We start from the raw sequence: 26208 nt of genomic DNA on the forward strand, positions 1-26208 counted from the left end.
TGATTATGTCTATATTACTACTGAAAAACACCTATAAAAGTCGTTTCAGTATATAATTTTTAAAAGCTCTAATTAACGGACCGCTATTATGCAACTTTCTGCTGTTGACTTACATATTATGCTCGTAGAACCCTCTGATGTTCAAAGAAAAATCATCAAAAAGAAACTTGCTGAAGAGAATGTCACGCAAATCATTGAAGCTACCAACCTGCAACAGGCTAAGCTGTTAATTACGCAACAAAAACCGGATGCTATTGCCTGCGCCTTACATTTTAGTGATGGCACCGGAGAGCAATTATTGCAGTATCTAAAAGCCAACAGAGAGACGGCTGACATTCCTTTTATGTTGGTTTCAAGCGAGAGTCGGAAAAATCATTTAGAAGCCTTTAAGCAATCAGGGGTTGTCGCTATCTTACCTAAACCCTTTGATGTCATGCAGCTTGGCCGAGCTTTAAACGCAGCGGTTGATTTGCTTAGCCCAGCCGAGTTAGAGTTAACGCTATTTGATGTTCATGATGTACGTGTGTTAATTGTCGATGATAGCCGCTTGGCCAGAAACCATATCAAACGTGTACTGATGAATCTCGGCATGCAGCACCTGACTGAAGCGGAAGACGGTAAGCAAGCCATCGCTATTCTGCAACAGCAGATGTTTGATTTGGTGGTAACAGACTATAATATGCCAGAAGTAAATGGTCAGGAACTGACTGAATTTATTCGTGAACATAGTACGCTATCGCATATTCCAGTACTAATGGTTACCAGTGAAGCAAATGATACCCACCTTTCTAATATTGCGCAAAGTGGCGTTAATGCGTTATGCGATAAGCCTTTCGAGCCACAAGCCGTTAAACAGTTACTCTATAAACTGTTAGATCACTAGGTATTATTCCTTAAAGGGATAGCTTATCTTTAAGCTATCCACCTTCAGCTCATTTAAGAATCAGGCTAGCAATGCAAAATAAAGCACACGGCTTACACCCTCGAAATCCGCATCATGGCCGTTACAACCTACCCTTACTCTGTCAACATTATCCTGCGTTAAGCCACTACATTGTGCTTACTCCGGGTAATGAGCAAAGTATCGACTTCAGCCAAGCTGCCGCTGTGCAAGCCTTAAATGCCGCCTTGCTTGCCAGCTATTATCAAATAAAGTTTTGGCAGCTACCTGACGGCTATCTTTGTCCTCCCATTCCGGGGCGGGCGGACTATTTGCACTATGCCGCCGATCTGCTAACAGAGTTACATAACAGTGCTGATCAGGTCCCTCAGGGGAAACATATTAGGATGCTAGATATTGGCTGTGGCGCAAATTGTATCTATCCCATTTTGGCCACTCGCAGCTTTGGGTGGCAGGTGGTCGGTAGCGAGGTGGATCCGCAAGCACTGGCTATTGCTCAAACCATTGTTAATGCTAATCCCGCTTTAAAAGGGCTAGTTAAACTGCGTCAACAACAGGATGCTAAACAGATCTTTAACGGCATTATTTTAACTAATGATTATTTCGACCTGATCGTTTGCAATCCGCCTTTTTATGGCTCAGCGGCAGAAGCACAAGAGGTTAATCAACAAAAGTGGCAAAAGCTAGGTAAGACTAACCAAGGGCGGAACTTTGCTGGCAGCAATAGTGAGCTTTGGTGCGACGGTGGCGAGCTGGCCTTTATTAGTAACATGATTGTGGAAAGCCAGACCTATGCCAAGCAAGTGGGCTGGTTTAGCAGCTTAGTCTCCCAGCAGAAGCATCATAAGCAACTTGTTGCCCTGTTAAAGCAACAAGCTAAACATTACGGCAAAATTGACATTAGGCAAATCAACATGCAGCAAGGCCAGAAAAGCAGCTTAATGCTTGCTTGGCGCTTCTGTTAATCCAAAATAAAAAGCCAGCACGTGGCTGGCTTTATCGGATGCTAGTACGCCTACTGCAACACGGAAATATCCGCTACTTGTAAGAATAAATCACGTAACTGCTTCAGCAAAGCAAGACGGTTAGCCCGCACAGCTAAGTCATCAGCATTTACCATCACCTGATCAAAGAAGCTGTCGATCACCTCACGTAACGCTGCAAGGTGCGCTAACGCTTCGCTATAGTCTGCTACGTTAGCCTGATATGCCTGCTCTGCCGTAATGGCTGTGTAAAGCGCTTTTTCAGCAGCATCTTGCAGCAAAGTAGCGCTCACCGTACTCGCAATCTCACCTTCAACCTTTGCCAAGATATTAGCTACCCGCTTATTGGCTGCAGCCAATGCCGTGGCAGCTTCTAGCTTACGGAACGCCGCCACAGCTTTTACTCTGCGATCAAAATCCGCTGGATTAGTGGGACGACGTGCCAATACGGCTTGGATAACATCGACACTGTAACCTTCATCCTGATACCAAGCACGGAAGCGACCTAACATAAAGTCGAGTACTTCATCAGCGACCTTAGTATTACTGAGCTTGTCAGCAAAGGTTTGCTGGCTAAAAGCAATCAGTTCCACTAAATCGAGTGGCAACTGCTTTTCAACCATAATGCGTAAAGCACCAATAGCAGCTCGGCGCAGTGCAAACGGATCTTTATCGCCTTTTGGAATTTGACCAATACCGAAAATGCCAACCAGCGAATCCAATTTATCAGCAATCGCGACCGCTGCGCCTTCTAAACGACTGGGTAATTCGTCGCCAGCAAAGCGTGGCATATATTGCTCGTTTAACGCCAAGGCCACGGCTTCAGCTTCGCCGTCTAAACGTGCGTAATGCATACCCATAATGCCCTGCACTTCTGGGAATTCACCCACCATATTGGTCATTAAATCGGTTTTTGACAGCAAACCCGCGCGCGCGGCAGCCTGTTCATCGGCGCCAATTTTACTGGCGATAAAGCCTGCTACCTGACTAATGCGCTCAGATTTCTCCGCCAAAGTGCCTAACTGCTGCTGGAATAATACGGTTTTTAAGCTGTCTAAACGCTCAACCAATTTTACTTTACGGTCGGTATTAAAGAAAAACTGCGCATCCGCCAAACGCGGCCGCACCACTTTTTCATTACCAGAGATAATTTGTTGTGGATCTTTACTGCTGATATTCGCCACAAAGATAAACTTATTCATCAGTTTGCCAGCACTATCTAACAGCGGAAAGTATTTTTGATTATCTTTCATGGTTGAAATTAGCGGTTCAGCAGGGACTTGCAGGAAGCTTTCTTCAAAGCTACCGACTAACACCGCAGGCCACTCGACTAACGAGGTGACTTCTTCTAACAGTGCATCGTCAGGCTTAACCTGTGCCCCTAAACTTGCTGCAGTAGCCGCAACCTGTTCAGCAATATAAGCCTTACGCTTAGCAAAATCTGCAATAACATAAGCTTGTTCCAATGTTGGCAAGTACGCATCAGCATTCTTAACGCTAACCAAAGCGGGTGCATGGAAACGGTGTCCGTGCGTCTGATTACCGCTGTTACGACCTAAAATTGTGGCTGGAACAACCGTTTCACCATAGAGCATAATGATAGTATGCACCGGCCGGATAAATTCCGCATCGGAGTTACCCCAGCGCATTGGCTTAGCAATGGGGAGCTTGCTTAGTGCTTGGCTAACAATTTCCGGCAACAAAGCAACGGTAGCTTGACCTTGTTGTTGTTGACGACACAATAACCAAGCACCTTTATCCGTTTCTAAGCGCTCAGCTTGGTCAACGGTGATGCCACAACCTGCTGCCCAACCTTGTGCGGCTTTGGTTGGCTGACCTGCCGCATCAAAAGCGGCACTGATTGCTGGGCCACGCTTTTCGACAACTTTGTCGGCTTGGGTTGCGGCAAGCTGATTGATTCTTACAGCTAAACGACGCGGCGCGGCATACCAGCTTACCGTGGCATGGCTTAACTCGTGTTTTGCTAGCTCTGCCGCTAAATTATCAGCCAGTGCTGTTGCCAGGGTTTTTAATGCTTTTGGTGGTAACTCTTCGGTACCGATTTCTACCAGAAAATCCTGTGCACTCATTAGTTAGCCTCCGACTGCGCTGGCTTAATTTTACAAAGCGGGAAACCCAGTTTTTCGCGGGCATCATAGTAAGCCTGTGCACAGGCTTTTGCTAAGGTGCGAACGCGCAGAATATAGCGCTGGCGCTCTGTAACGGAAATAGCATGACGGGCATCTAACAGGTTAAACGCATGCGAGGCTTTCATCACTTTTTCGTACGCGGGTAAGGCTAAGCCTTGCTCAATCAGATACTGGCTTTCTTTTTCACACTGATCAAAGTAGGTAAAAAGTGCGGCTACATCGGCGTGTTCAAAGTTATAGGTAGACTGCTCTACTTCATTTTGATGAAACACGTCGCCGTAGGTGACACGGCCTAAAGGCCCATCGGTCCACACCAGATCATAGATAGAATCGACACCCTGAATATACATGGCCAGACGCTCTAAACCATAGGTAATTTCACCGGTAACGGGACGGCACTCTAAGCCACCGACTTGCTGGAAATAAGTGAACTGGGTGACTTCCATACCGTTTAACCACACTTCCCAGCCTAAACCCCAAGCGCCCAGTGTTGGTGATTCCCAGTTATCTTCTACAAAACGAATATCATGTACTAAGGTATCTAAGCCAAGCTCCTGTAACGAGCCCAAATATAATTCCTGAATATTGTCAGGTGAAGGCTTTAAGATGACCTGAAATTGATAATAATGCTGTAAGCGATTAGGATTTTCGCCATAACGACCATCTGTAGGACGACGGCAAGGCTGTACATAAGCCACATTAGTTGGCTCTGGCCCTAACGAACGTAAAAAGGTCATAGGATGGAAAGTACCGGCACCGACTTCTAAGTCCAGAGGCTGCACGATAACGCAGCCTTGACGTGCCCAGTAATCTTGCAGGGCTAGGATGAGTCCCTGAAAGGTTTTGATATCGTATTTATGCATGCGTTGCTAACTCACTAAAATAACTGAGGGGCTTAAAAGCCCCTACGGTGTTTAACTTTGCTTATACGTCCAAGTTAGCTACGTATAAAGCATTTTCTTCAATAAAGGCTCGCCGTGGCTCTACATGATCACCCATCAGTGTCGCGAACAGTAAATCGGCACCGATAGCATCTTCAATCGTTACCTGTAACATCCGGCGATTTTGTGGATCCATGGTGGTTTCCCACAGCTGATCCGGGTTCATTTCACCTAGCCCTTTATAGCGCTGGATATACAAACCACGTTTTGATTCAGCCATCAGCCAGTCCAGTGCTTCACGGAAATTGGCTACCGGCTTCACTTTCTCGCCACGACGGATGTAACCACCTTCTTCAATCAAATCACGAATTTCATCACCCAAAGACGTTAAACTTAGGTAATCACGCGACGTGATAAAGTCATGGTGCAATAAGTATTCGTTATCAATACCATGCTGGCGAATGATGACTTTAGGTTGAAACAGTTGGCGCTCACGATCTTCTACCACATCGTACTTATAGATAGAGCCATCGCCTTCTTTTTCATCCAATCGCTTAGCCAGGGTTTTAACCCATTCCGCTACGGCTGTCTGATCTTTCATTGTCTCGGTGGTTAAGCCCGCAATATAAATCAGTTCAGTTAACAGGTTCTGTGGGATCTTGCGGCTTAAACGTTGGATAACGGCAGTAACTTTATGATATTGACGTACAATTTTTTCTAACGCTTCACCGCCAATGCCTGGCGCACTGTCATTAACGTGTAGGTAAGCTTCGTCTAAGGCCAGTGTAGTTAAGTATTCAACTAACGAAGGTTCATCCTTAATATACTGCTCTTGCTTGCCTTTCTTCACTTTGAATAACGGCGGCTGCGCAATATAGATATAGCCACGTTCAATCAACTCTGGCATTTGCCGATAGAAAAAGGTTAGTAGCAACGTACGAATATGCGAACCGTCGACGTCAGCATCCGTCATTAAGACTATGCTGTGATAACGGGTTTTATCCGGATTATACTCTTCGCGGCCTATACCACAGCCTAGCGCAGTAATTAACGTACCCACTTCTTGCGAAGATAACATCTTGTCGAAACGGGCTTTTTCTACGTTTAGAATTTTACCCTTTAATGGCAAAATCGCTTGGTTTTTGCGGTTACGGCCCTGTTTCGCTGAGCCGCCCGCAGAGTCACCCTCTACAATGTACAGTTCAGATAACGCAGGATCTTTTTCTTGGCAATCGGCTAATTTACCTGGTAAACCGGCAATGTCTAACGCACCTTTGCGACGGGTCATTTCACGGGCTTTTCTTGCAGCTTCACGGGCACGCGCTGCATCAACAATTTTGCCTACAATAATTTTGGCATCACTGGGGCTTTCAAGTAGATATTCGTTCAGACGCTCGTGCATCACACTTTCTACTGCAGATTTCACTTCACTAGAAACTAACTTATCTTTAGTTTGTGAGCTGAATTTTGGGTCTGGTACTTTAACACTCACAACAGCAGTCAGACCTTCACGGGCATCGTCACCGGTTGCCGACACCTTCATTTTTTTAGCATACCCTTCTTGCTCAATATAGGTATTGAGCACGCGCGTTAACGCTGAACGGAAACCGGCTAAGTGGGTTCCACCATCACGCTGTGGAATATTATTAGTAAAGCAAAACACATTCTCTTGATAGGAATCGTTCCACTGCATCGCTACTTCAACAGATATGCCATCATCACGTTGATCACTAAAATAAAATGCTTTCGGGTGAATACTGGTCTTACTGCGATTTAAATACTGAACGAAGGCTTCGATGCCTCCTTCATATTTAAAGTGATCAGTTTTATCAGTTCGTTCGTCGTTTAAAATAATGCTGACGCCGGAGTTAAGGAATGATAACTCCCGCAGTCGCTTCGCTAAAATATCGTAGTGATAATTGATATCTGAGAAAATGGTCGGACTTGGCCAAAAACGAATAGCCGTGCCGGTCCCTTCTGTTTCACCAATGATGGCTAAAGGTGCTTGCGGAACACCTAAATGATAAATTTGGCTATGCACTTTGCCTTTACGACGAATAGTCAGCTCAAGCTTATCAGATAACGCATTTACTACCGATACACCTACGCCGTGTAAACCGCCTGAAACTTTATAAGAGTTATCATCGAATTTACCGCCAGCATGGAGTACAGTCATGATAACTTCTGCAGCAGACACGCCCTCTTCATGCATATCCGTGGGTACGCCGCGACCATTATCGCGCACAGACACCGAACCATCGCTGTGAATAGTTACCCAAATGTCGGTACAGTAACCTGCTAATGTTTCATCGATAGAATTATCGACGACTTCAAACACCATATGGTGTAACCCCGTACCATCGTCAGTGTCACCGATGTACATACCCGGTCTTTTGCGAACGGCATCCAGACCTTTTAATACTTTAATACTTGAGGAATCGTAATTATGCTCTTCGGCCATCTTTATCTGTCCGTGCTCGTTATCTGACCGTGTTCCACGTGAAACATTTGCCGGCGGTTAGCCGGTATAAAAGGTGAAACCTGATCAGCATTAATTGCAGTTATAAAAACCTGAGAATTAATATTGGTTAAATAATCAAAAACCGTTTGGGTTGATGTGGCATCTAACTCAGAAGCCAAATCATCAATGAGTAACAGTGGGTGTTTCTTACCACTATTACCTATCACATTATTCTGTGCGACCTTAAGTGCAAATAATAACACTTTTAGCTGCCCACGGGATAATACTTCTTCAACAGTTAGTGCAGCTTTACGTAGTTTTAAATCGGCTTTCTGAGGGCCGTAAAGGGTAAACCCTTGACGAAGATCTTGTTGAAAACTTTGCTCAAGCAGTTGCAACAGTTCGGCAGGTTGCTGTACTTTTTCAGGCCATCCCGCTTGTAATTGTAACGAGATATCGTTTAGTAAATCATTAGCACAGGTAAGATGGGCAAAGGCATCAACTAACTTTGCAATATAGTTTTCTCTAAGCTGCTGTAATTGCCATGCTAATGCCACAAATTGCTGATCCCAGTATTCAAACTGCTGATCATACCGCTTAAATTGCTTTAATAAGGCATTCCGTTGTTTCAGTACTCGACTGAATTGTTGCCATACAGGAAAAAAATCGGGTTCCACGTGGAACACACCCATATCAAAAAACTGACGTCGTTCTTTGGGCCCACCAAAAAACAACCGAAAACTGTCAGGTGTTAATAGCTGAACGGGTAATAAAGCAGCAAAATCAGCAAGCTTACACTGACTGGATCCATTAAGACGCAGCAACAGATCGGCCTGAACATCGCGTTGCAACCCTAAACTGTAGGTTTGCTCACTATGACTAACCTTACCATGTAATACAAAAGCGGTTTGCTCATGCTGAATAAGGCGTTGATGTTTACTTGTTCGAAAGGAGCGGCCATGCGCCAAGTAGTAAATAGCTTCTAATAAGCTGGTTTTTCCACTGCCGTTTTCGCCGCAGATGAGATTAAAGGCATCATTCGCCTGAAACTGCAGCTCAGCAAAGTTACGGAAATGCTTTACCTGCAGCGACACTAACGACATCGGTTCAACAACACAGAAAACGCATTACAATCGCATAGGCATGACAACGTAAGCGGCGCCATCATTACCGACTCCTTCTAACAGCGCACTCGAGTTGCCATCATTTAAATGCAAGATAACTAAATCAGTATTTAGACTGTTTAATACATCTAATAAATAACCGACATTAAAACCAATCTCTAAATTATCGCCTTGATACTCAACCTCAATCACCTCTTCCGCTTGTTCATGCTCAGGGTTATTGGCAACAATTTGAAGTTCCGATGCGCTTAAAGTAAAACGCACGCCACGATATTTTTCATTAGATAAAATAGATGCTCGCGTACACGCATCTTTAAGTACGGCACGATGGGCAGTAACTAGTTTAGTGCTATTTCGCGGCAATACACGGCGATAATCAGGAAAACGACCATCAATTAATTTACTGCTAAAACTAAAGCTGCTGTCGCTTAGACGAATATGGTTTTGTCCTAAACTCAAACTAATAAGTTGATCATCATTGGCTAGCAAACGCATAATCTCTAATACGCCTTTACGAGGTATAATAATTTGCTTTTGCTGACCAACAACGGCAGGTAATGATAAGGTGCTCATCGCTAGACGATGACCATCGGTAGCCACAGCAGTTAAAGTGCCATTATCTACTTCAAATAACAGACCATTTAGATAATAGCGTACATCTTGGTTTGCCATAGAGAACGCAGTATCATCTAACAACTTACGTAACTGCTGACGGCTTAAACTTAACTCAACCTCACCTTGCCAACTTTCTAAATTGGGATATTCGGCAGCATTAAGCGTCGATAAGGTAAACTTCGTTTTACCGCATGCTAAAATACAACTCTCGCCTTGCAAATGCACAGCTATATCACTGTTTTCAGGAAGGCTTCGACAAATATCTAAAAGCTTCTTTGCTGGCACCGTGATCCGTCCAGGTGTATGCACCTGAAGTTGTGATGTACTGGCCACTAATTCCACTTCAAGATCAGTACCGGTCAGTGACAAACTGTCTGCAGCGACCTCCAACAGGACATTCGATAAAATAGGTAAGTTATGCCGTCTCTCAATAGCACCTGAAACCATTTGTAACGGTTTAAGTAAAGCATCACGGTTAATCACAAATTGCATAAAAAAACCCTGTTAAGACGACAAAGTACGAATAAGATTTTGGAAATCTTCTTTGATTTCATGTGTTTCTTCTTTTAGCGATTCGATCTTACGACAAGCATGTAACACAGTAGTATGATCTCGACCACCAAAAGCATCACCAATTTCTGGCAAACTATGATTGGTTAACTCTTTTGCCAAGGCCATTGCCATTTGTCTTGGCCTTGCCACTGAACGAGAACGACGTTTCGATAATAAATCGGCAACGCGAATTTTATAATATTCAGCAACAGTCTTTTGAATATTCTCAATAGTGACTAGCTTGTCTTGTAACGCCAAAAGATCACGTAGAGCTTCACGCACAAAATCAATGGTAATAGGTCGACCAGTGAAATTGGCATTTGCAATAACCCGATTTAGCGCACCTTCTAATTCTCGTACGTTAGAACGTAAGCGCTTAGCAACAAAAAACGCCACCTCTTCGGGTAAGCGGATCTGATTTTCCTGCGCCTTACGCATCAGGATCGCCACGCGTGTTTCTAGCTCCGGCGGCTCGATCGCAATGGTTAAGCCCCAACCAAAACGCGATTTCAAACGATCTTCAACACCATCAATTTCTTTAGGATAACGATCGCTGGTCAAAATGATCTGTTGATTACCTTCTAACAAGGCGTTAAAGGTATGAAAAAACTCTTCTTGTGAACGTTCTTTGTTAGCAAAAAACTGAATATCATCAATTAATAACGCATCTACAGAACGATAATAGCGCTTAAACTCTTCTATCGCATTGTTTTGTAAAGCTTTTACCATATCCTGTACAAAGCGTTCAGAGTGCATATAGATCACTTTGGCATCAGGCTTTTTAGCTAAAATACCATTACCAACTGCATGCAGCAGGTGTGTTTTACCTAAGCCGGTACCGCCATAGATAAAAAGCGGGTTATAAGCCGTACCCGGATTATCCGCAACTTGTGAAGCCGCTGCACGAGCAAGTTGGTTAGACTTACCTTCAACAAAGTTAGTAAAGGTATAATTAGCACGCACATTGGAACGTACAATGGTCTTAGGGGCCGGCTCCGGCACTTCAGGCGCAACAGCCTGAACTTGTGCCTGACGAGTAGGAAAAGGTGTATTGGGCGCTGCTTTAACCGTTTGCTGACTACTGCCAACATCGAAGCGCAATCGTGGTGCATTATCACCACAGTAATCTCGGATCAACTCCAGGATCCGGTTTAAATATTTTTCGCGCACCCAGTCCAATACAAAGCGATTTGGCGCATAAAGCGTCAACGCATCTGCTGAGCTGTCGGCCTGAAGCGGCCGGATCCACATACTAAAATGTTGTGCGGGAAGTTCAGCCTGCAACGCTTGCAGACAATTTTGCCAAACGGACTGGTACACCGAATCTCCTGGAGCCTGAGTTATAAGTGAAAGAAAAGGCTGGTGTAAAATGCCAGAGGGGCATTATCGTACTATCTTATCCACAACATCAATATTGACTTTTTAAAAAAATTTAAAAACCGGGCGAATTTAAACTAACTTGTTGATTAAAAACACGAAATTAACGTTATTCTATTTAAGAATACTGAACTGAAAATACCCATTATTCTGGCTTTAAAAGTAAGTAACCCACAATTTATCCGCAGAAGATCTGTAAAGCTGTGGAAAACTCCTAAAATTATACAGGCATCCCGCCTGAGGATCGTAATTAAAGCAAGGATCGCATTGACTTTAGAGCCCGAAGTACTTAAAATTCGCGCTCATTTTTGTCAGCTGCGTTTTGGTGTATTTGCTAAAACACAGGTAACCTTAGTAAATATTTCGACCGGACGGATGAAATCATGAGTAAAAGAACCTTTCAACCCAGCGTTTTAAAACGCAAACGTAACCACGGTTTCCGTGCCCGTATGGCCACTAAAAACGGCCGTCAGGTATTAGCACGTCGTCGTGCTAAAGGCCGCAAACGTTTAACAGCCTAAGCTGGTTGTTACACGCTGCGTGGTCAGCTTCAGATTCGGCAGGGAGTTACGGCTGTTAACTCCCAGTCAGTTTGATAACGTATTTCAAAACCCGTTTCGGGTTGCATCTCCCCTGTTTACCATTCTGGCAAAACCCAATCAGTTAACGCATCCACGAATTGGCCTTACTATCGCCAAAAAACGTGTTAAATTAGCCGTGCATCGCAATCGTATCAAACGTTGTGTGCGTGACAACTTTCGTTTGCATCAGCATCAGCTTCCCGGTGTGGATCTGGTACTTATGGTTAAAGGGGATATAAGCAATACCCCAAATGATGAATTACTGAAACAGTTGGAACGGCTATGGCAAAAGATCGCTCGGCAGTACATCGCAGTATCGTCTGGCTAATGCTTGGCTTAGTCCGTGGCTATCAGCTTATAATAAGCCCATTATTGGGGCCACGCTGTCGTTTCCACCCTACTTGCTCAAATTATGCTATTGAGGCCATTGGTCGCTTTGGTGCAGCAAAAGGGGCTTGGCTCGCTGGTAAACGCATATTAAGATGTCACCCGTTTCACCCCGGTGGTGAAGATCCCGTTCCTGAAAAGCATAATGAGAAAAGCTAACCCATGGATTCACAACGCAGTTTTCTAATAATTGCCCTGGCAATCGTCAGTTTTTTCCTCTGGCAGGAATGGCAAAAAGATTATGGTCCGCAACCCGCTGTGGCGACGGCTCAAGTTTCTACAAATGCAGCAAGCACCGCTGACGGCAGTATGGCTTCGTTACAATTAGAAAGCCCAGAAAATACTGTTGCTCAAGCAGCCGCTGCAGTAAGCCAACGAGTGAAAGTCATCACTGATACGCTAGAACTTGAAATTGATACCCGCGGGGGTGATATTGTTGGTTTAACACTACCACAATATGCGCTTACCAAAGACAGCACTGATTCTTATGTGTTAATGCGACAATTGGCGGGTTTTGAATATGTTGCACAATCAGGCTTAATTGCTAGAGACGGACCTGATCGCGTTGAACGTCCTTTGTACCAAGCAGCAAACACAGAATATCGCTTGGGTAGTGAAGGCACTCTAACGGTACCATTGACCATGGAGTTCAACGGCCTGCAAATTGAAAAACGGTTTATTTTTACCGAAGGCAAATATGATGTACGGGTAGAATATCACTTATTAAACAACAGCACGGATATTAAAACCGTTCAGCCGTTCCATCACTTGCGCCAAAATATTGATAATGGTGAAAGTGGTAGCATGTTTATGCCTATTTACCGAGGTGCCGCTTTTGGTAGCAGTGAAGAACGCTATAAAAAGTATGACTTTAGTGATATGCAAAAGAACAATCTTAATGTTAGTACCCAAGCTGGTTGGGTAGCGATGTTAGAACATTATTTTGTTACCGCTTGGATCCCTGATCAACAAGCGAATAATCAGTTGTATAGCCGTATTACTGGCGGTAATAAAGGCGTTATTGGTACGTTAGGGCCAGTGGTCGATATCGATCCGGGTCAAAGTACGTTAATCAGTGCCACGTTTTATGCCGGCCCCAAAATTCAAGATCAACTCGCTGAATTGGCTAATGGATTAGATCTTACCGTAGATTACGGTTTCTTATGGTTTATCTCGCAATTACTGTTTTGGTTATTAACCAAAATACAGCTATTCGTGTCAAACTGGGGCTTAGCGATTATCTGTATCACGATCATTGTTAAAGGGATCATGTTCCCGTTAACCAAGATCCAATACGAATCTATGGCAAAAATGCGTAACTTAAAGCCGAAAATTGAAGAATTACAGGCACGTTATAAAGATGATCGCCAGAAGATGGGCCCAGCGATGATGGAGCTCTATCGCAAAGAAAAAGTAAACCCGATGGGCGGCTGTTTACCGATGTTAATTCAGATGCCAATTTTCTTAGCACTGTACTGGGTGTTTGTAGAAAGCGTCGAGTTACGTCATGCGCCATTTATGTTGTGGATCACCGATTTATCGGCACAAGACCCCTACTACGTTTTACCCGTATTATTTGGTATCAGTATGTTCTTAATGCAGAAACTAACGCCTATGCAGGTTACTGATCCATTACAGCAAAAACTGATGATGTGGATGCCGGTCGCCTTCTCGGTGTTCTTCCTGTGGTTCCCAAGTGGTCTGGTATTGTACTGGTTTGTCAGTAATTTGATTTCCTTGGCACAGATGCTCTATATCTATCGTGGTATGGAGAAAAAGGGCTTACACACCCGTAAAGCCTGATACGCTATTTACAATAGATAAATAGCCACAACTAAGCCTGTTTGCCCTGCGCAGCAGGCTTTTTGCTTAAAAAGCTTTTACCTGATTGAGGTTGATATGTTTAGTACCGATACCATCGCCGCGTTAGCAACTGCCCCCGGCCGCGCCGGTGTTGGGATTATTCGTATTTCTGGCCCAGCAACCAAAACCGTAGCGCAAGCTCTATTAAACAAAGTTCCCAAACCACGTTACGCTGAATACCTGCCTTTTTATACTGCTGAAAAACAAATACTCGATCAGGGTATCGCCTTGTACTTCCCCGGTCCTAATTCTTTTACCGGTGAAGATATTCTCGAGCTGCAAGGTCATGGTGGTCCGGTATTACTGGATATGTTACTAAAGCAAGTATTGGCACAACCTAATGTCCGTATTGCCCGCCCGGGAGAATTTTCAGAACGCGCATTTTTAAACGATAAACTCGACTTAGCCCAAGCTGAAGCCATTGCCGATTTAATTGATGCCAGTAGCGAACAAGCCGCCCGTAGCGCCATGCAATCACTACAAGGCGAATTTTCAAAGCGTATTCATGAATTGGTCGAAAAAGTCATTCATTTACGCATGTATGTAGAAGCCGCCATTGATTTCCCCGATGAAGAAATTGATTTTCTATCCGACGGTAAAGTGGCGGCCGATTTAGCCGACATTATTGCGTATCTCGCCACGGTAAAAAAACAAGCGACCCAAGGTAGTATTCTACGTGAAGGCATGAAAGTGGTTATTGCCGGGCGGCCTAATGCCGGAAAGTCTAGCTTACTGAACGCCCTAGCCGGCCGTGAAGCCGCTATTGTTACCGATATTGCTGGAACCACCCGCGATGTATTACGTGAACATATTCATATTGATGGTATGCCGCTGCATATTATCGATACTGCGGGACTACGTGAGGCCACCGACCAAGTAGAGCAAATAGGTATTGAGCGCGCTTGGCAAGAGATAGCACAAGCTGATCGCGTGTTATTTATGGTTGATGGCACTACCACCGACGCAACCGATCCACATGCCATCTGGCCTGATTTTATCGATCGCCTACCCGCCAGTTTAGGCGTTACGGTTATTCGTAATAAGGCTGATTTAACCGGCGAGCCCATGACTCCCGATCTTAGTGGGACGACTCCTGTCTATCGCATCTCGGCAAAAACCGGCGCAGGTATTGAAGCATTGCGCGAGCATTTAAAACAATGTATTGGTTTTGATGCCAGCACTGAAGGTAGCTTTCTGGCCCGTCGTCGTCATCTTGATGCGTTGGACCGCGCCGCAGAACACCTGTGTATTGGCCAAGAGCAACTTCACAGTTATATTGCAGGCGAAATCTTGGCTGAAGAGCTGCGACTTACCCAGCAACACCTTAATGAAATTACAGGTGAGTTTAGTTCTGATGATTTACTTGGCAAAATTTTTAGTTCGTTTTGTATCGGTAAATAACCCAATAGGATGTAATATTCGTTTGCTAAGAATGATGATTAAGTATTAATTGCAATAACAAAAAAATGGGACATGCGTCAGTGTCTAAGCAGCTTATTATTGTAGATACAGAATTTTTACCAACTAAATTAAGTAAAAGTACTGCGCAAAATGGCTTTACGTTAATCGAGTTAATTATCGTAATTGTCATTTTAGGGGTATTGGCAGTCACGGCAGTGCCACGTTTTTTTAATTTTAGCAGTGATGCTAAAAAGTCAGTTTTGTTTGGAATCAAAAGCTCGTTAGACACAGCCTCCTCATTAACCTACCTCGCTTGTCAGCTTGATCAAAACTGTAATCCCTCTTTACCCTCAGATGGTACTGTTAGTACCAGAGTCTGTATTGATAAACCATGCCAACCAGGTGAGTTTATTTCAACACACTATGGTTACCCTAATGCCTCAAATGCAGGCATTGTTAGAACGGTAGATAGAGAGGGTATTTTTAACAATAGCGGGGGAACGTCTTTAAGTTTTTACCTTGATGAGACGTCCAACCTAAACTGCAGAATCCGTTACATTCGCGCTGCAGGCCCTGGCGAAAAACCTACTATTAGTGTTTTTTCATCAGACTGTTGAAAAGCAAATTTACGATAACCTAGCTAATGTCTGATCGGTACGTTTTAACCAATAAAGTAACAGGGCAGCCAGCGCAACAAAGCCCGCGGCCAACAGTAAACCGAATTGATAAGAACCGGTCGCTTTGGCAAGGGAACCCGTAATAGCCGGTGCAATAACTTGGGCTAAGCCATAAGCTAGCGTTAATTTTCCCATTAACCGCGCTGGCTTGGTTGGATATAAGCGACCCGCCATGGTGAGCACTAAGCTAACCACCCCGATAAAGGTCGCCCCAAACAATACAGCACTAAACAATACTGGCCAAAGTCCAGGCACAATCAGCGGCAAAACAATAGCAAAGGTTTGTAATAGCAGCGCCAGAATAATCGCATTTAAAAACCCAGACCGCCTGACCAGCAAATCCCATAATAATACTGCTGGCGCCGCCGCCAAACCCAGCAACACAAAGGCGAGATTACCGCTGCCAGCAAGACCCGGTAGCCGTTCAACGATGGTAACAATAAATGTTGCCGTGACAACATAGCCATAACCGGCGCCAAAATAACTAAATAGCATCAGGCGGATAAAACGCCTACCTGGCTCAGGCAGCTTAATGGTGTGTTGCTGGCTGCTACTGCTCAACACTGGGCGCGGTAACCAACGCCAGGCCGGCAAAGCTAGCGCTATACTAAGCAAGGCCAACAAAACCCACTGCTGTCGCCAGTCAAAATTCAACCATAGCATCAATTCTACTGCCGACGCGGCCAGGGCAATCCCCAGCCCCAGCCCAGCAAAATGTACCCCGAGCTCGGCCCTAAGGTTTTGTTGTAATAACCAGTGCAGAATCAAGCCAGAGGCAATCAGCATCGATCCCGCACTACTTAATCCAGCCAAATAGCGCCAAAAAGCCCAGAGCCAAATATTTTCGGTAAGCGCCATACCAAGGGTGCTGACAATAGCTATTAGTAAGCCTAAGCGATATAGATAGTCTTTTAGGGCCAATGAGTTCAAGCTGACAGCCAGCAAGGCACCCGTCATATAACCAAGATAATTAATAGCTGCCAGATAGCCGCCACTGGCGTCATCCAGAATAGTTTGCTGCTGCATCAGCGGCAGTAATGGCGTATAGGCGAAACGAGCCACCCCAAGACAGAGTAACTGACTGAAAAAGCCAGCCAGTAAAACTTTCAAACGTAATGACAGCAAAAGCGAGTCGCTTAGTTCCTAGTACACAGGAACTAAGCTTAGGTGATCAAGGCGGTGGTGGCTATGCGCTGATAGTCTAAGTACGGTATCAAATCAACGGGCATAGGTCGCAGTGAGGGTCGCCTTACCTAATGCCATCGCGTTTAACATAAAGCCCACTACTGCAGCGCTAGCGCCATCGGGAGCAGGTAATGTCTCTTCAGGTAGCGCCCATACTGTAAACTGATAACGATGCATGCCATGGCCTTCTGGTGGGCAAGTACCACCAAATGCTTTATTGCCATAATCATTAGTAAACGTGCGGCTACCTGGAGGTAAACTGCCCTTGCCTGCTCCTTCAGCTAACCCAGTTGCAGCCAACGGAATATCCGTAACCAGCCAATGCCAAAAACCGGAACACGTCGGTGCATCAGGATCAAATACGGTTACCGCAAAACTTTTTGTTCCTGCTGGGGCGTTTTGCCAGTTTAATTCAGGCGAAATATTCTGACCATTACAACCAAACCCGTCAAACTCCTGCATTTTAGCCATAAAATGCCCTTCTTTTAGGCTTGGACTAGTTAACACAAAACGTTCAGAACCCATAAAAAAACTCCGACATAATTAATTATTAAATTACCTTACGCTGCACAAGACAACAGATCAAGACACCTGTCAAAAGTTGTGTTTTAACATAAAAATCTCACCATAGTTAGACAAGATTGTTACGCGATCTGATTTAACCATTGATAAAATTGTGTTTTAGGTAGAGACCCAGCCTGTTGCATCACAATCTTGCCCTGTTTAATGACCATTAATGTTGGAATTGAACGGATAGCAAAACGCGCAGCGAGACGTTGCTGCTGCTCAGTGTCTATTTTGCCAAAACGAAATCGCGGTTCAAGCTCTGCCGCTGCTTGATTAAAGATCGGCGCAAAATTGCGACAAGGCCCACACCAACTCGCCCAAAAATCAATGACTAAGGGTAATTCGGCTTTTTCAGCATGCGCTGCAAAATTTGCATCAGTAAGATCTAATGGGGTCGCCATAAATAACGGTTTTTTACATATCCCGCACTTTGCAGTAGTCGCTTCACGCGCGGGCGGTAACCTATTTAAAGCAGCACAATGTGGGCAAGCAACAATCATCTGGCTACTCCTATACGTTAAGTTACTTATGATCTATGGCACAATTACCAAGTTTAAAGGGGTTCGCACGCTTTTTTAACCAGCCATCGTTTTGTGTTAAGCAAAGTATAAATGACGATACTAAATTTTCATCTTAAGACGCAAGTGCGTTAGCTTGTGCATCTAATACTGATACTGATACTGATACTGATACTGATACTGATACTGATACTGATACTGATACTGATACTGATACTGATAACCAATTTATTTAGAAGTAAACTATTAAAACAACCGCTATTACGAAATAAAACGCAAAAAAAAGCCCCAGTGAGCTGAGGCTTTTAAAAACATTGTAAAAACTAGATCAATGTCATGATGGTTTAAGCAGCATTAATCGCGCGGTTTGCGCGGTGCACGAGGCGCAGCACCCGGTCGCGGACCAGGACCTGAGCTAGGTGCAGATGAACGGCGTTCACCCACTGGCGCAGCTCCGGTATCTACCGTAATATTCAGCTTTTGCTTACGCACATATACTTTCTTCAGATGCTGGAAAATCTCGTTCGGGATAGTCGCAGGCAACTCTACGGTACTAAAATGATCGAATAACTTGATGTTACCGATAAATTGGCTGTCGATATTGGCTTCATTGGCGATAGCACCAACGATATCACCGGCACGAACACCGTGTTCTTTACCCACTTCAATACGATAAGTATTGTAGTCACCTTGCATTTCACGACGTTGACGCGGGCCACGTTCTGCACGATCACCTGTTGGACGTTCACCACGCTCTGGACGATCACGGCGCTCACTAGGACGATCACTGCGTTCGCTGCGCTCGGCACGGGCATGCGGCTGGCGCAACTCGGGGAACTGTTTAGCCACATTTAACGGTTGATCTTTTTGCGCCAAATACAACAAGGCAGCAGCCAAATCGGCATCCGTAGTTTCTAACTTTTCACGCCAATCGGTAATTAAGGTTTCAAAAAAGCTTAAATTTTGCGTTTCAATAGTTTGTGCTAGTTGCTCACGGAACGACTCGATACGACGCTGCTCAATCACCTGGCCCGTTGGCAAACTCATTTGCTCAATCGGTTGCTTAGTCGCATGTTCAATAGTACGCAGTAAACGGCGCTCACGCGGTGATACGAATAAAATGGCTTTACCTTCACGACCCGCACGGCCAGTACGACCGATACGGTGAACATAGGCTTCACTATCATAAGGAATATCATAGTTAACCACTAAGCTGATACGCTCAACGTCTAAACCACGAGCCGCAACATCGGTAGCTACAATAATATCAAGCTGGCTCGCCTTCATACGACGAATAGTTTGCTCACGGTGTGCCTGGTTCATATCGCCATTTAAACAGGCAACGGCATAACCACGGGCACCCAATTTCTCAGCGATTTCTTCAGTGGCACTTTTCGTGCGCACAAACACGATGCTGGCATCGTATTCTTCGCCTTCTAAGACGCGGGTAAGTGCATCCAACTTCTGATTGCCATCTAACATCACATAACGTTGCGTAATGCGCTCAACGGTACTGGTTTTAGAAGCAATTTTTATTTCTTCAGCATTTTTTAAATGCTTCTGGGCAATGGCACGGATCGGTGCAGGCATAGTGGCAGAAAACATGGCAACCTGACGACCCGGTGGCGTGGCATCCATAATGGTTTGCACATCATCAATAAAGCCCATGCGTAGCATTTCATCGGCTTCATCTAACACGATAGCACGCAATTTATCGAGCTTTAACGTGCCACGCTCTAAGTGATCAAGGATACGTCCTGGCGTACCAACAATGACCTGAGAACCACGCTTTAATGACTTAAGCTGATTGGTATAGCTTTGACCACCGTATAACGGCAGTACGTGAAAAGCTGGCATATAGCGAGCATAAGCCTGAAAGGCTTCGGCAACTTGGATCGCCAGCTCACGAGTTGGTGCCAAAACTAAGATTTGTGGATCGTTTTGGGCAGGATCAAGCCGTGCTAATAAAGGCAGCGCGAAAGCACCCGTTTTACCGGTACCGGTTTGCGCCTGGCCTAATACATCTTCGCCAGCTAATAGTTTAGGGATTGCAGCAGCCTGAATAGGCGACGGCGTTTCATAGCCAAGTTCAGTAACAGCACGAACAATAGCTTCAGGCAGCATTAGCTGGGAAAATGACACAGTGTCAGACATACGTTGTTTAAACCTCAATAACACGCAGGCGCAGTGGTAGTGCAATTGTCGCTTTTACTTTGCCTGCAAAGCAGTAAAAACGCGAAATCGAATAAGTATCGATAGCCTTATTCAATTTTATTCCAGTAGTATAGCCAATCATTTAACAAGCGAGAGGCAAATATGATCGAAATCCTCGTCGGCAGCCAAATGGGCGCAGCGGAATATGTGGCAGAACAAGTTGCTGAAGCACTGGTACAAGCGGGTTATGAAGTTAACATTCATCTGAAACCCAAACTCAATCAGCTAAACCAAAAAAATTTCTGGTTAGTGATTACATCCACCTATGGCGCAGGAGATCTGCCTGATAATATTCAACCCTTTGCGGATCAATTAGCACAAGATCGTAGCTATATTAACACACTTTCTTTCGCCGTGATCACTTTAGGTGACTCCAGCTACGATACTTTTTGCTATGCAGGTAAAAAAATAGCGGCTTTACTAGAAGAAAAAGGCGCAAAACCCCTTCTACCAGAGTTAGAGATCGACGTGCTCGCCGCCGACTTACCAGAGGATCTTGCCTTAGCCTGGCTACCTAAACTTATACACAGCTTATCCTGATCTTGAAGGGGATAACATTAAACCGGATCCTAAGCACGGATCCGGCAAACCCCGACGGTACAATGCATAGCGGATCTTATGATCCCGTTATCCTCACGTTACTCACAATATATGATCTAAACTAAAGCAACTGTTGATAAGTATGCCTTAATACAGTTATTAAGCTGTATTTATCCAATTTATAAAAATATTATTTCGGTCTTCTGTGCATAAGTAGGGATCTTACACACGGGTTCAATGACAACTGATCCAAGCTTGATCACAGGATCTGATCGATACTAATCGATTGATCCTATGCCAGAAAAACCGGTTATCCACCCAAAAACCCTTGCTTAATAGAAGTAATAACAGAAAAGATCTTAAAAAGATCCTATATATATTATACGGGATCCTGATCCGACATAGGCATTTCACTAAAGACCAGATCAAGCTACAATAGGCACCCTAGTTAACTTGGTAAAGGATCGAGGCAACCATGCTGTTTCAAGAAATATTTGATGTGATCGTAGTAGGTGGCGGACATGCAGGCACAGAAGCAGCATTGGCATCAGCTCGTGCAGGCCAAAATACTTTATTACTCACACACAATATTGAAACACTGGGTCAAATGTCTTGTAATCCTGCTATTGGCGGTATTGGCAAAGGCCACCTGGTAAAAGAAATCGATGCGCTTGGTGGCGCGATGGCCATAGCAGCAGACAAAGGCGGCATTCAATTCCGTACCTTGAATAGTTCTAAAGGACCTGCAGTGCGTGCAACACGCGCTCAAGCTGATCGTCAGTTATACCGTGCAGCAATAAGACAGATCCTAGAAAACCAGCCAAACCTCAAAATATTTCAACAAGCATGTGATGATCTGATCGTAGAACAAGATCAAGTAAAAGGCGTTATCACACAAATGGGTTTAAAATTTCGCAGTAAAAGCGTTGTTTTAACCGTTGGAACTTTTTTAGGTGGCCAGATCCATATTGGTTTAGAACAATTTTCAGGAGGTAGAGCCGGAGATCCACCGTCCATCGCCTTAGCAAAACGCTTACGTGAATTACCTTTCAGAGTAGATCGCTTAAAAACAGGAACGCCACCTCGCATCGATGCCAGAACAGTAGACTTCACGGTCATGCAAGCACAACCAGGTGATACGCCAACACCCGTATTCTCATTTCTTGGCAAGCAAAGTGATCACCCTATACAGATCCCATGTTATATCACCTACACCAATGAACAAACGCATGATGTTATTCGTAATAATTTAGACAGATCTCCTATGTACACAGGGGTAATTGAAGGCATAGGGCCACGCTATTGTCCATCAATTGAAGACAAAGTTATGCGCTTTGCTGATAAAGATAAACACCAAATCTTTATCGAACCAGAAGGCTTAACAACACACGAACTCTACCCAAATGGGATCTCGACCAGCTTACCTTTTGATGTGCAATTAAGCATAGTTCGATCAATCAAAGGCATGGAAAACGCCTATATTACTCGTCCTGGTTATGCCATTGAGTATGATTTTTTTGATCCAAGAGATCTAAAAGCCACACTAGAAACCAAATTTATTAAAGGGTTATTCTTTGCAGGCCAGATCAATGGTACTACAGGCTATGAAGAAGCCGGTGCTCAAGGCTTATTAGCCGGCTTAAATGCAGCATTATATGCTCAAGACTTAGAAGGCTGGTCACCAAGTCGTGACCAAGCTTACTTAGGTGTATTAGTCGATGATCTTACGACGCTAGGTACCAAAGAGCCCTATCGTATGTTTACTAGCCGCGCTGAATATCGCTTAATGCTGCGTGAAGATAACGCTGATGCCCGATTAACAGCTAAAGGCCGTGAGTTTGGTTTAGTTGACGATATTCGCTGGGCAGCATTTAACGAAAAAATGGAACACATTGAACTAGAACGGCAACGTTTACGGCAGAGTTGGATCCATCCGCAACATACTGCGCTTAGCCAAGTCAATTTGTTACTTAAAACGCCTTTGACACGTGAAGCAAGTTTGGAAGAATTGATCCGCCGTCCAGAAATGACTTACCAGCAATTATTGCAAATTAGCGATCTAGGCCCAGGCTTGGCTGATCCTATCGCGGCTGAGCAAGTGGAAATTCAAATAAAATATGAAGGCTATATCAATCGTCAACAAGACGAAATCGCTAAACAACAGCGTAATGAGACAACAAAATTGCCACAAGGTTTTGATTATAAACAAGTAAAAGGGCTTTCTAACGAAGTAGTAGTAAAACTTAACCAAACTCAACCCGAAACAGTTGGTCAAGCATCTAGGATCTCAGGAATAACACCAGCAGCAATATCATTACTGTTGGTCTATCTAAAGAAACAAGGTTTACTCCGTAAGAGCGCTTAAAGGATCTTTATGCAAAGCTTAGTTGATCGTTTACGTAATTTAATTGCGAAAACATCTTTAGAATTAACAGAACACCAATTACAACAATGTATTGCTTATGTTTTGTTACTAGATAAATGGAACAGTGCTTACAATTTAACCTCTGTGCGTGATCCGCAGGAAATGCTAATAAAGCATGTGTTAGATAGCTTAGTTGTTGCACCCCATTTGCAAGGAAACAACTTTATAGATGTGGGCACAGGACCTGGGTTACCTGGAATCTTGCTAGCAATTTATTATCCTGATAAACACTTTACATTGTTAGACAGCCTTGGCAAAAGGATCCGTTTTTTAAATCAGGTAAAATTACAATTACAATTACAAAATGTGACGCCTTTACAGGCACGTGTAGAAGAGCACCATCTCGAGAACGGCTATGATGGCGTAATAAGTCGAGCTTTTGCCTCTCTTAATGATATGCTTAACTGGTGTAAGCACTTACCCTCGGCAAACGGCCAGTTTTTCGCCATGAAGGGTGCTGCAGTGCAAGAAGAAATTGCAGCTTTACCGGATTTTGTTAAAGTAACAGCTATTAAAAATTTACAGGTACCAGAGCTGGATGCGCAACGTCATCTAGTGATATTGGCAAACGTTTAACCAACAAGAGGGATCCCGTGGGCAAAGTCATCGCAATAGCTAACCAAAAAGGCGGCGTGGGTAAAACAACCACAGCGGTGAATTTGGCTGCTTCTATGGCAGCAACTAAACGTAAAGTGCTATTAATAGATCTCGATCCTCAAGGCAACGCTACAATGGGCAGTGGCGTTGATAAATACGAACTGGCTGCCAGTGCTTATGAGCTTTTAATCGATGAAAAACCGCTCTCAGACGTTGTTGTGAAAGAAACAACGGGTGGATATCATTTAATCGGCGCTAATTCAGATGTCACCGCTGCAGAAGTCCGTTTAATGGATGTTTTTGCGCGAGAATTGCGTTTGCGTACTGCCTTGAAAGCTTACAAAAGCAGCTACGATTATATTTTTATTGATTGCCCACCTTCACTAAACATGCTAACGGTAAATGCCATGGCTGCAGCTGACAGTGTACTGGTACCTATGCAATGCGAATATTTTGCGTTAGAAGGCCTAACCGCGTTAGTCGATACGATCAATAAACTCGCCGCTGTTATTAACGCAGATCTGAAAATTGAAGGGATTTTACGAACCATGTATGATCCTCGCAATCGTCTAGCTAACGATGTTTCTGAGCAATTAAAACAACATTTTGGAGACAAAGTGTATCGTGCTGTTATTCCAAGAAACGTTCGTTTAGCAGAAGCCCCTAGTTTCGGTAGCCCTGTGATGTATTACGATAAAAGCTCAACAGGGGCAAAAGCCTATTTAGCATTAGCAGGTGAAATACTGCGCCGATCAGAAAAAAAAGCCAGTAGCGCACCCTCCGTTGCTCTCTAACGGTTCATAAGGAATTTAAACTCGCATGTCTTTAAAAAAACGCGGTCTAGGAAGAGGACTCGATGCATTACTTACGTCGAGTAAACCGGCAAGCGCCGTTGTTGCAATGCCCGTATCAGAGCTACAAGTATTGCCCGTAGAATTTTTACGGCCGGGTAAATATCAACCACGTAAAGATATGTCGCAAGATGCCCTGGAAGATCTGGCTAACTCAATAAAAGCACAAGGTGTGATCCAGCCTATAGTGGTAAGAACCTTAGGCGAAAACCAATACGAAATTATCGCAGGGGAACGTCGCTGGCGCGCCGCACAATTAGCCCAATTAGCCGAAATACCCTGTTTAATTAAGAATGTACCCGATGAAGCTGCTGTCGCTATTGCCTTAATTGAAAACATTCAGCGTGAAGATCTAAATGCAATGGAAGAAGCCATTGCGTTACAACGCTTACTGTCAGAATTTGAGTTAACACATCAACAAGTTGCTGACGCTGTCGGCAAATCACGCGCATCCGTAAGTAATTTATTACGCCTTAACCAGTTGAATGACGATGTAAAATTATTACTAGAACACGGCGATATAGAAATGGGACATGCTCGTGCGCTACTGGCTTTAGAAGGTAACACGCAATCAGATGCAGCGCGCTTAGTGGCAGCTAAGCAAATGACGGTAAGAGATACGGAAAATCTGGTCAGAAAGATTTTAGAGCCAGCGCCAACACCAGAGCCCAAAGTAAAAGACCCAGATGTTTCTGCGTTAGAACAACGCTTAGCTGAGCATTTTGCTGCTCAAGTACATATTGATTACAACAAAAAGGGCAAAGGCAGTTTAGTCATAAACTACAGTAGCCTGAACGAACTGGATGGTATTTTAGACAAATTAAAGTTAGGCGAAATCTAAGCGGAGAATTCTGTTTTCGAATCAGCTACAAGACTATAGTTGCAACCGCTTTTTGTTGCAAAAGAGGGCAAGTTAAGTATACTTGCGGCTGCTTTTTTGCCTAAGTTTGCCGGCATGAATTGTAACTGGAGATGTAATGCAACCAAATCCGCGACAGGTAAGAATTTCAGCTTATAAACTGGTCGCTTTTCAGGTTGTTGTGGCAGCATTAACTGCCCTGTATTTTGTTATTACCAGTGATGAATTAGCAGCAAAGTCTGCGTTTAAAGGTGGACTTATAGCCGCTGTACCAAATTTTGTGTTTGCGTTGATCGCTTTTTGGACCTTGGGTCGTGGCAGCGTAGAACAAGCGAAGACGGCGATGATGCGCGGTCATTCGTTGAAAATAATTTTGACCATAGTGTTGTTCGCAGTGGTTATGCAACAGGAAATCGCAGCAGGCCCTCTGATGCTCGGTTTTATCCTGACGCTACTGGCACAATGGTCAACAGCAATTTTCTTTAAACATTGATTATTG

Annotated in this window: 24 protein-coding genes; 14 read left to right on the top strand and 10 right to left on the bottom strand. The window is 44.2% G+C overall.

All coding sequences use genetic code 11. The features are described 5' to 3' along the window. Positions 1-85 precede the first annotated feature (85 nt). Positions 86-883 carry a response regulator gene (locus IE070_RS11285; protein ID WP_189483452.1) on the top strand — a complete coding sequence of 266 codons (798 nt, stop codon included), beginning with the start codon at positions 86-88 and terminating at the stop codon, positions 881-883. 71 nt (positions 884-954) lie between these two features. Beyond that, complete coding sequence (gene rlmF / locus IE070_RS11290) at positions 955-1866, top strand: 23S rRNA (adenine(1618)-N(6))-methyltransferase RlmF (protein ID WP_189483302.1); 912 nt, start codon at positions 955-957, stop codon at positions 1864-1866. A 50-nt stretch (positions 1867-1916) separates the two neighbouring features. Here rlmF and glyS read toward each other — a convergent pair whose 3' ends face one another. The 6 genes from glyS to dnaA form a co-directional block, all read right to left on the bottom strand. After that, on the bottom strand, positions 1917-3974 hold the full coding sequence (glyS, locus tag IE070_RS11295; RefSeq protein WP_189483303.1) for a glycine--tRNA ligase subunit beta: 2058 nt from the start codon (positions 3972-3974) through the stop codon (positions 1917-1919). After that, a complete protein-coding gene (glyQ, locus tag IE070_RS11300; protein WP_189483304.1) occupies positions 3974-4897 on the bottom strand; it encodes a glycine--tRNA ligase subunit alpha in 924 nt (307 codons plus the stop codon). The genes glyS and glyQ overlap by 1 nt, the downstream gene beginning before the upstream one ends. A gap of 61 nt (positions 4898-4958) precedes the next feature. Next, positions 4959-7376 carry a DNA topoisomerase (ATP-hydrolyzing) subunit B gene (gene gyrB, locus IE070_RS11305; protein WP_189483305.1) on the bottom strand — a complete coding sequence of 806 codons (2418 nt, stop codon included), beginning with the start codon at positions 7374-7376 and terminating at the stop codon, positions 4959-4961. A 2-nt stretch (positions 7377-7378) separates the two neighbouring features. After that, complete coding sequence (gene recF / locus IE070_RS11310; RefSeq protein ID WP_189483306.1) at positions 7379-8479, bottom strand: DNA replication/repair protein RecF; 1101 nt, start codon at positions 8477-8479, stop codon at positions 7379-7381. 24 nt (positions 8480-8503) lie between these two features. Further along, positions 8504-9607: a DNA polymerase III subunit beta gene (gene dnaN, locus IE070_RS11315; RefSeq protein ID WP_189483307.1), complete on the bottom strand. Its 1104-nt coding sequence runs from the start codon at positions 9605-9607 to the stop codon at positions 8504-8506. Positions 9608-9619: 12 nt separating this feature from the next. Beyond that, positions 9620-10987, bottom strand: coding sequence for a chromosomal replication initiator protein DnaA (dnaA, locus tag IE070_RS11320; protein ID WP_189483308.1), 1368 nt, complete (start codon positions 10985-10987; stop codon positions 9620-9622). 440 nt (positions 10988-11427) lie between these two features. On the opposite strand from dnaA, the gene rpmH reads away from it, so the two are divergent. The 6 genes from rpmH (at position 11428) to IE070_RS16725 (ending at position 15893) form a co-directional block, all read left to right on the top strand. After that, positions 11428-11565 (top strand): 50S ribosomal protein L34, encoded by a 138-nt coding sequence (rpmH, locus tag IE070_RS11325; protein ID WP_008222343.1) that lies wholly within the window; start codon positions 11428-11430, stop codon positions 11563-11565. Positions 11566-11584: 19 nt separating this feature from the next. Then, positions 11585-11953 (top strand): ribonuclease P protein component, encoded by a 369-nt coding sequence (gene rnpA / locus IE070_RS11330; RefSeq protein ID WP_189483309.1) that lies wholly within the window; start codon positions 11585-11587, stop codon positions 11951-11953. Continuing rightward, positions 11908-12171, top strand: a complete 264-nt coding sequence (yidD, locus tag IE070_RS11335; protein ID WP_189483310.1) for a membrane protein insertion efficiency factor YidD — start codon at positions 11908-11910, stop codon at positions 12169-12171. Before rnpA ends, yidD begins: the two co-directional genes overlap by 46 nt. Positions 12172-12174: 3 nt before the next feature. Further along, positions 12175-13815, top strand: a complete 1641-nt coding sequence (yidC, locus tag IE070_RS11340; protein WP_189483311.1) for a membrane protein insertase YidC — start codon at positions 12175-12177, stop codon at positions 13813-13815. 96 nt (positions 13816-13911) lie between these two features. Beyond that, positions 13912-15276 carry a tRNA uridine-5-carboxymethylaminomethyl(34) synthesis GTPase MnmE gene (mnmE, locus tag IE070_RS11345; protein ID WP_189483312.1) on the top strand — a complete coding sequence of 455 codons (1365 nt, stop codon included), beginning with the start codon at positions 13912-13914 and terminating at the stop codon, positions 15274-15276. Between the two features lie 80 nt (positions 15277-15356). Next, positions 15357-15893, top strand: coding sequence for a prepilin-type N-terminal cleavage/methylation domain-containing protein (locus tag IE070_RS16725; protein ID WP_308428941.1), 537 nt, complete (start codon positions 15357-15359; stop codon positions 15891-15893). 9 nt (positions 15894-15902) lie between these two features. Here IE070_RS16725 and IE070_RS11355 read toward each other — a convergent pair whose 3' ends face one another. From IE070_RS11355 to IE070_RS11370, 4 genes are all read right to left on the bottom strand, one after another. After that, complete coding sequence (locus IE070_RS11355) at positions 15903-17078, bottom strand: YbfB/YjiJ family MFS transporter (protein WP_189483314.1); 1176 nt, start codon at positions 17076-17078, stop codon at positions 15903-15905. 93 nt (positions 17079-17171) lie between these two features. After that, positions 17172-17663, bottom strand: coding sequence for a YbhB/YbcL family Raf kinase inhibitor-like protein (locus IE070_RS11360; protein ID WP_189483315.1), 492 nt, complete (start codon positions 17661-17663; stop codon positions 17172-17174). A 119-nt stretch (positions 17664-17782) separates the two neighbouring features. Continuing rightward, positions 17783-18205 carry a thioredoxin TrxC gene (gene trxC, locus IE070_RS11365; protein WP_189483316.1) on the bottom strand — a complete coding sequence of 141 codons (423 nt, stop codon included), beginning with the start codon at positions 18203-18205 and terminating at the stop codon, positions 17783-17785. Positions 18206-18577: 372 nt separating this feature from the next. Continuing rightward, positions 18578-20377, bottom strand: a complete 1800-nt coding sequence (locus tag IE070_RS11370; RefSeq protein ID WP_189483317.1) for a DEAD/DEAH box helicase — start codon at positions 20375-20377, stop codon at positions 18578-18580. A 162-nt stretch (positions 20378-20539) separates the two neighbouring features. Between IE070_RS11370 and mioC the strand changes: the two genes are divergently transcribed. From mioC to IE070_RS11400, 6 genes are all read left to right on the top strand, one after another. Then, a complete protein-coding gene (gene mioC / locus IE070_RS11375) occupies positions 20540-20977 on the top strand; it encodes an FMN-binding protein MioC (protein WP_189483318.1) in 438 nt (145 codons plus the stop codon). Between the two features lie 475 nt (positions 20978-21452). Further along, positions 21453-23342 carry a tRNA uridine-5-carboxymethylaminomethyl(34) synthesis enzyme MnmG gene (mnmG, locus tag IE070_RS11380; protein WP_189483319.1) on the top strand — a complete coding sequence of 630 codons (1890 nt, stop codon included), beginning with the start codon at positions 21453-21455 and terminating at the stop codon, positions 23340-23342. Positions 23343-23351: 9 nt separating this feature from the next. After that, positions 23352-23978 (top strand): 16S rRNA (guanine(527)-N(7))-methyltransferase RsmG, encoded by a 627-nt coding sequence (rsmG, locus tag IE070_RS11385; protein WP_189483320.1) that lies wholly within the window; start codon positions 23352-23354, stop codon positions 23976-23978. 17 nt (positions 23979-23995) lie between these two features. Next, positions 23996-24793 carry a ParA family protein gene (locus IE070_RS11390; protein ID WP_189483321.1) on the top strand — a complete coding sequence of 266 codons (798 nt, stop codon included), beginning with the start codon at positions 23996-23998 and terminating at the stop codon, positions 24791-24793. Positions 24794-24818: 25 nt separating this feature from the next. Then, positions 24819-25691 (top strand): ParB/RepB/Spo0J family partition protein, encoded by an 873-nt coding sequence (locus IE070_RS11395; protein WP_189483322.1) that lies wholly within the window; start codon positions 24819-24821, stop codon positions 25689-25691. 136 nt (positions 25692-25827) lie between these two features. Then, a complete protein-coding gene (locus tag IE070_RS11400; RefSeq protein WP_189483323.1) occupies positions 25828-26202 on the top strand; it encodes an ATP synthase subunit I in 375 nt (124 codons plus the stop codon). Positions 26203-26208 lie beyond the last annotated feature (6 nt).

The organism is Alishewanella tabrizica, from assembly GCF_014652375.1.
Classification (GTDB): domain Bacteria; phylum Pseudomonadota; class Gammaproteobacteria; order Enterobacterales; family Alteromonadaceae; genus Alishewanella; species Alishewanella tabrizica.

Excerpts from the sequence above, each read along its gene's own strand:
- rlmF (WP_189483302.1), top strand. The coding sequence starts at position 955 with ATGCAAAATAAAGCACACGGCTTACACCCTCGAAATCCGCATCATGGC.
- glyS (WP_189483303.1), bottom strand. The coding sequence starts at position 3,974 with ATGAGTGCACAGGATTTTCTGGTAGAAATCGGTACCGAAGAGTTACCA.
- glyQ (WP_189483304.1), bottom strand. The coding sequence starts at position 4,897 with ATGCATAAATACGATATCAAAACCTTTCAGGGACTCATCCTAGCCCTG.
- gyrB (WP_189483305.1), bottom strand. The coding sequence starts at position 7,376 with ATGGCCGAAGAGCATAATTACGATTCCTCAAGTATTAAAGTATTAAAA.
- recF (WP_189483306.1), bottom strand. The coding sequence starts at position 8,479 with ATGTCGTTAGTGTCGCTGCAGGTAAAGCATTTCCGTAACTTTGCTGAG.
- dnaN (WP_189483307.1), bottom strand. The coding sequence starts at position 9,607 with ATGCAATTTGTGATTAACCGTGATGCTTTACTTAAACCGTTACAAATG.
- rpmH (WP_008222343.1), top strand. The coding sequence starts at position 11,428 with ATGAGTAAAAGAACCTTTCAACCCAGCGTTTTAAAACGCAAACGTAAC.
- yidD (WP_189483310.1), top strand. The coding sequence starts at position 11,908 with ATGGCAAAAGATCGCTCGGCAGTACATCGCAGTATCGTCTGGCTAATG.
- yidC (WP_189483311.1), top strand. The coding sequence starts at position 12,175 with ATGGATTCACAACGCAGTTTTCTAATAATTGCCCTGGCAATCGTCAGT.
- mnmE (WP_189483312.1), top strand. The coding sequence starts at position 13,912 with ATGTTTAGTACCGATACCATCGCCGCGTTAGCAACTGCCCCCGGCCGC.
- IE070_RS11360 (WP_189483315.1), bottom strand. The coding sequence starts at position 17,663 with ATGGGTTCTGAACGTTTTGTGTTAACTAGTCCAAGCCTAAAAGAAGGG.
- trxC (WP_189483316.1), bottom strand. The coding sequence starts at position 18,205 with ATGATTGTTGCTTGCCCACATTGTGCTGCTTTAAATAGGTTACCGCCC.
- IE070_RS11370 (WP_189483317.1), bottom strand. The coding sequence starts at position 20,377 with ATGTCTGACACTGTGTCATTTTCCCAGCTAATGCTGCCTGAAGCTATT.
- mioC (WP_189483318.1), top strand. The coding sequence starts at position 20,540 with ATGATCGAAATCCTCGTCGGCAGCCAAATGGGCGCAGCGGAATATGTG.
- mnmG (WP_189483319.1), top strand. The coding sequence starts at position 21,453 with ATGCTGTTTCAAGAAATATTTGATGTGATCGTAGTAGGTGGCGGACAT.
- rsmG (WP_189483320.1), top strand. The coding sequence starts at position 23,352 with ATGCAAAGCTTAGTTGATCGTTTACGTAATTTAATTGCGAAAACATCT.
- IE070_RS11395 (WP_189483322.1), top strand. The coding sequence starts at position 24,819 with ATGTCTTTAAAAAAACGCGGTCTAGGAAGAGGACTCGATGCATTACTT.
- IE070_RS11400 (WP_189483323.1), top strand. The coding sequence starts at position 25,828 with ATGCAACCAAATCCGCGACAGGTAAGAATTTCAGCTTATAAACTGGTC.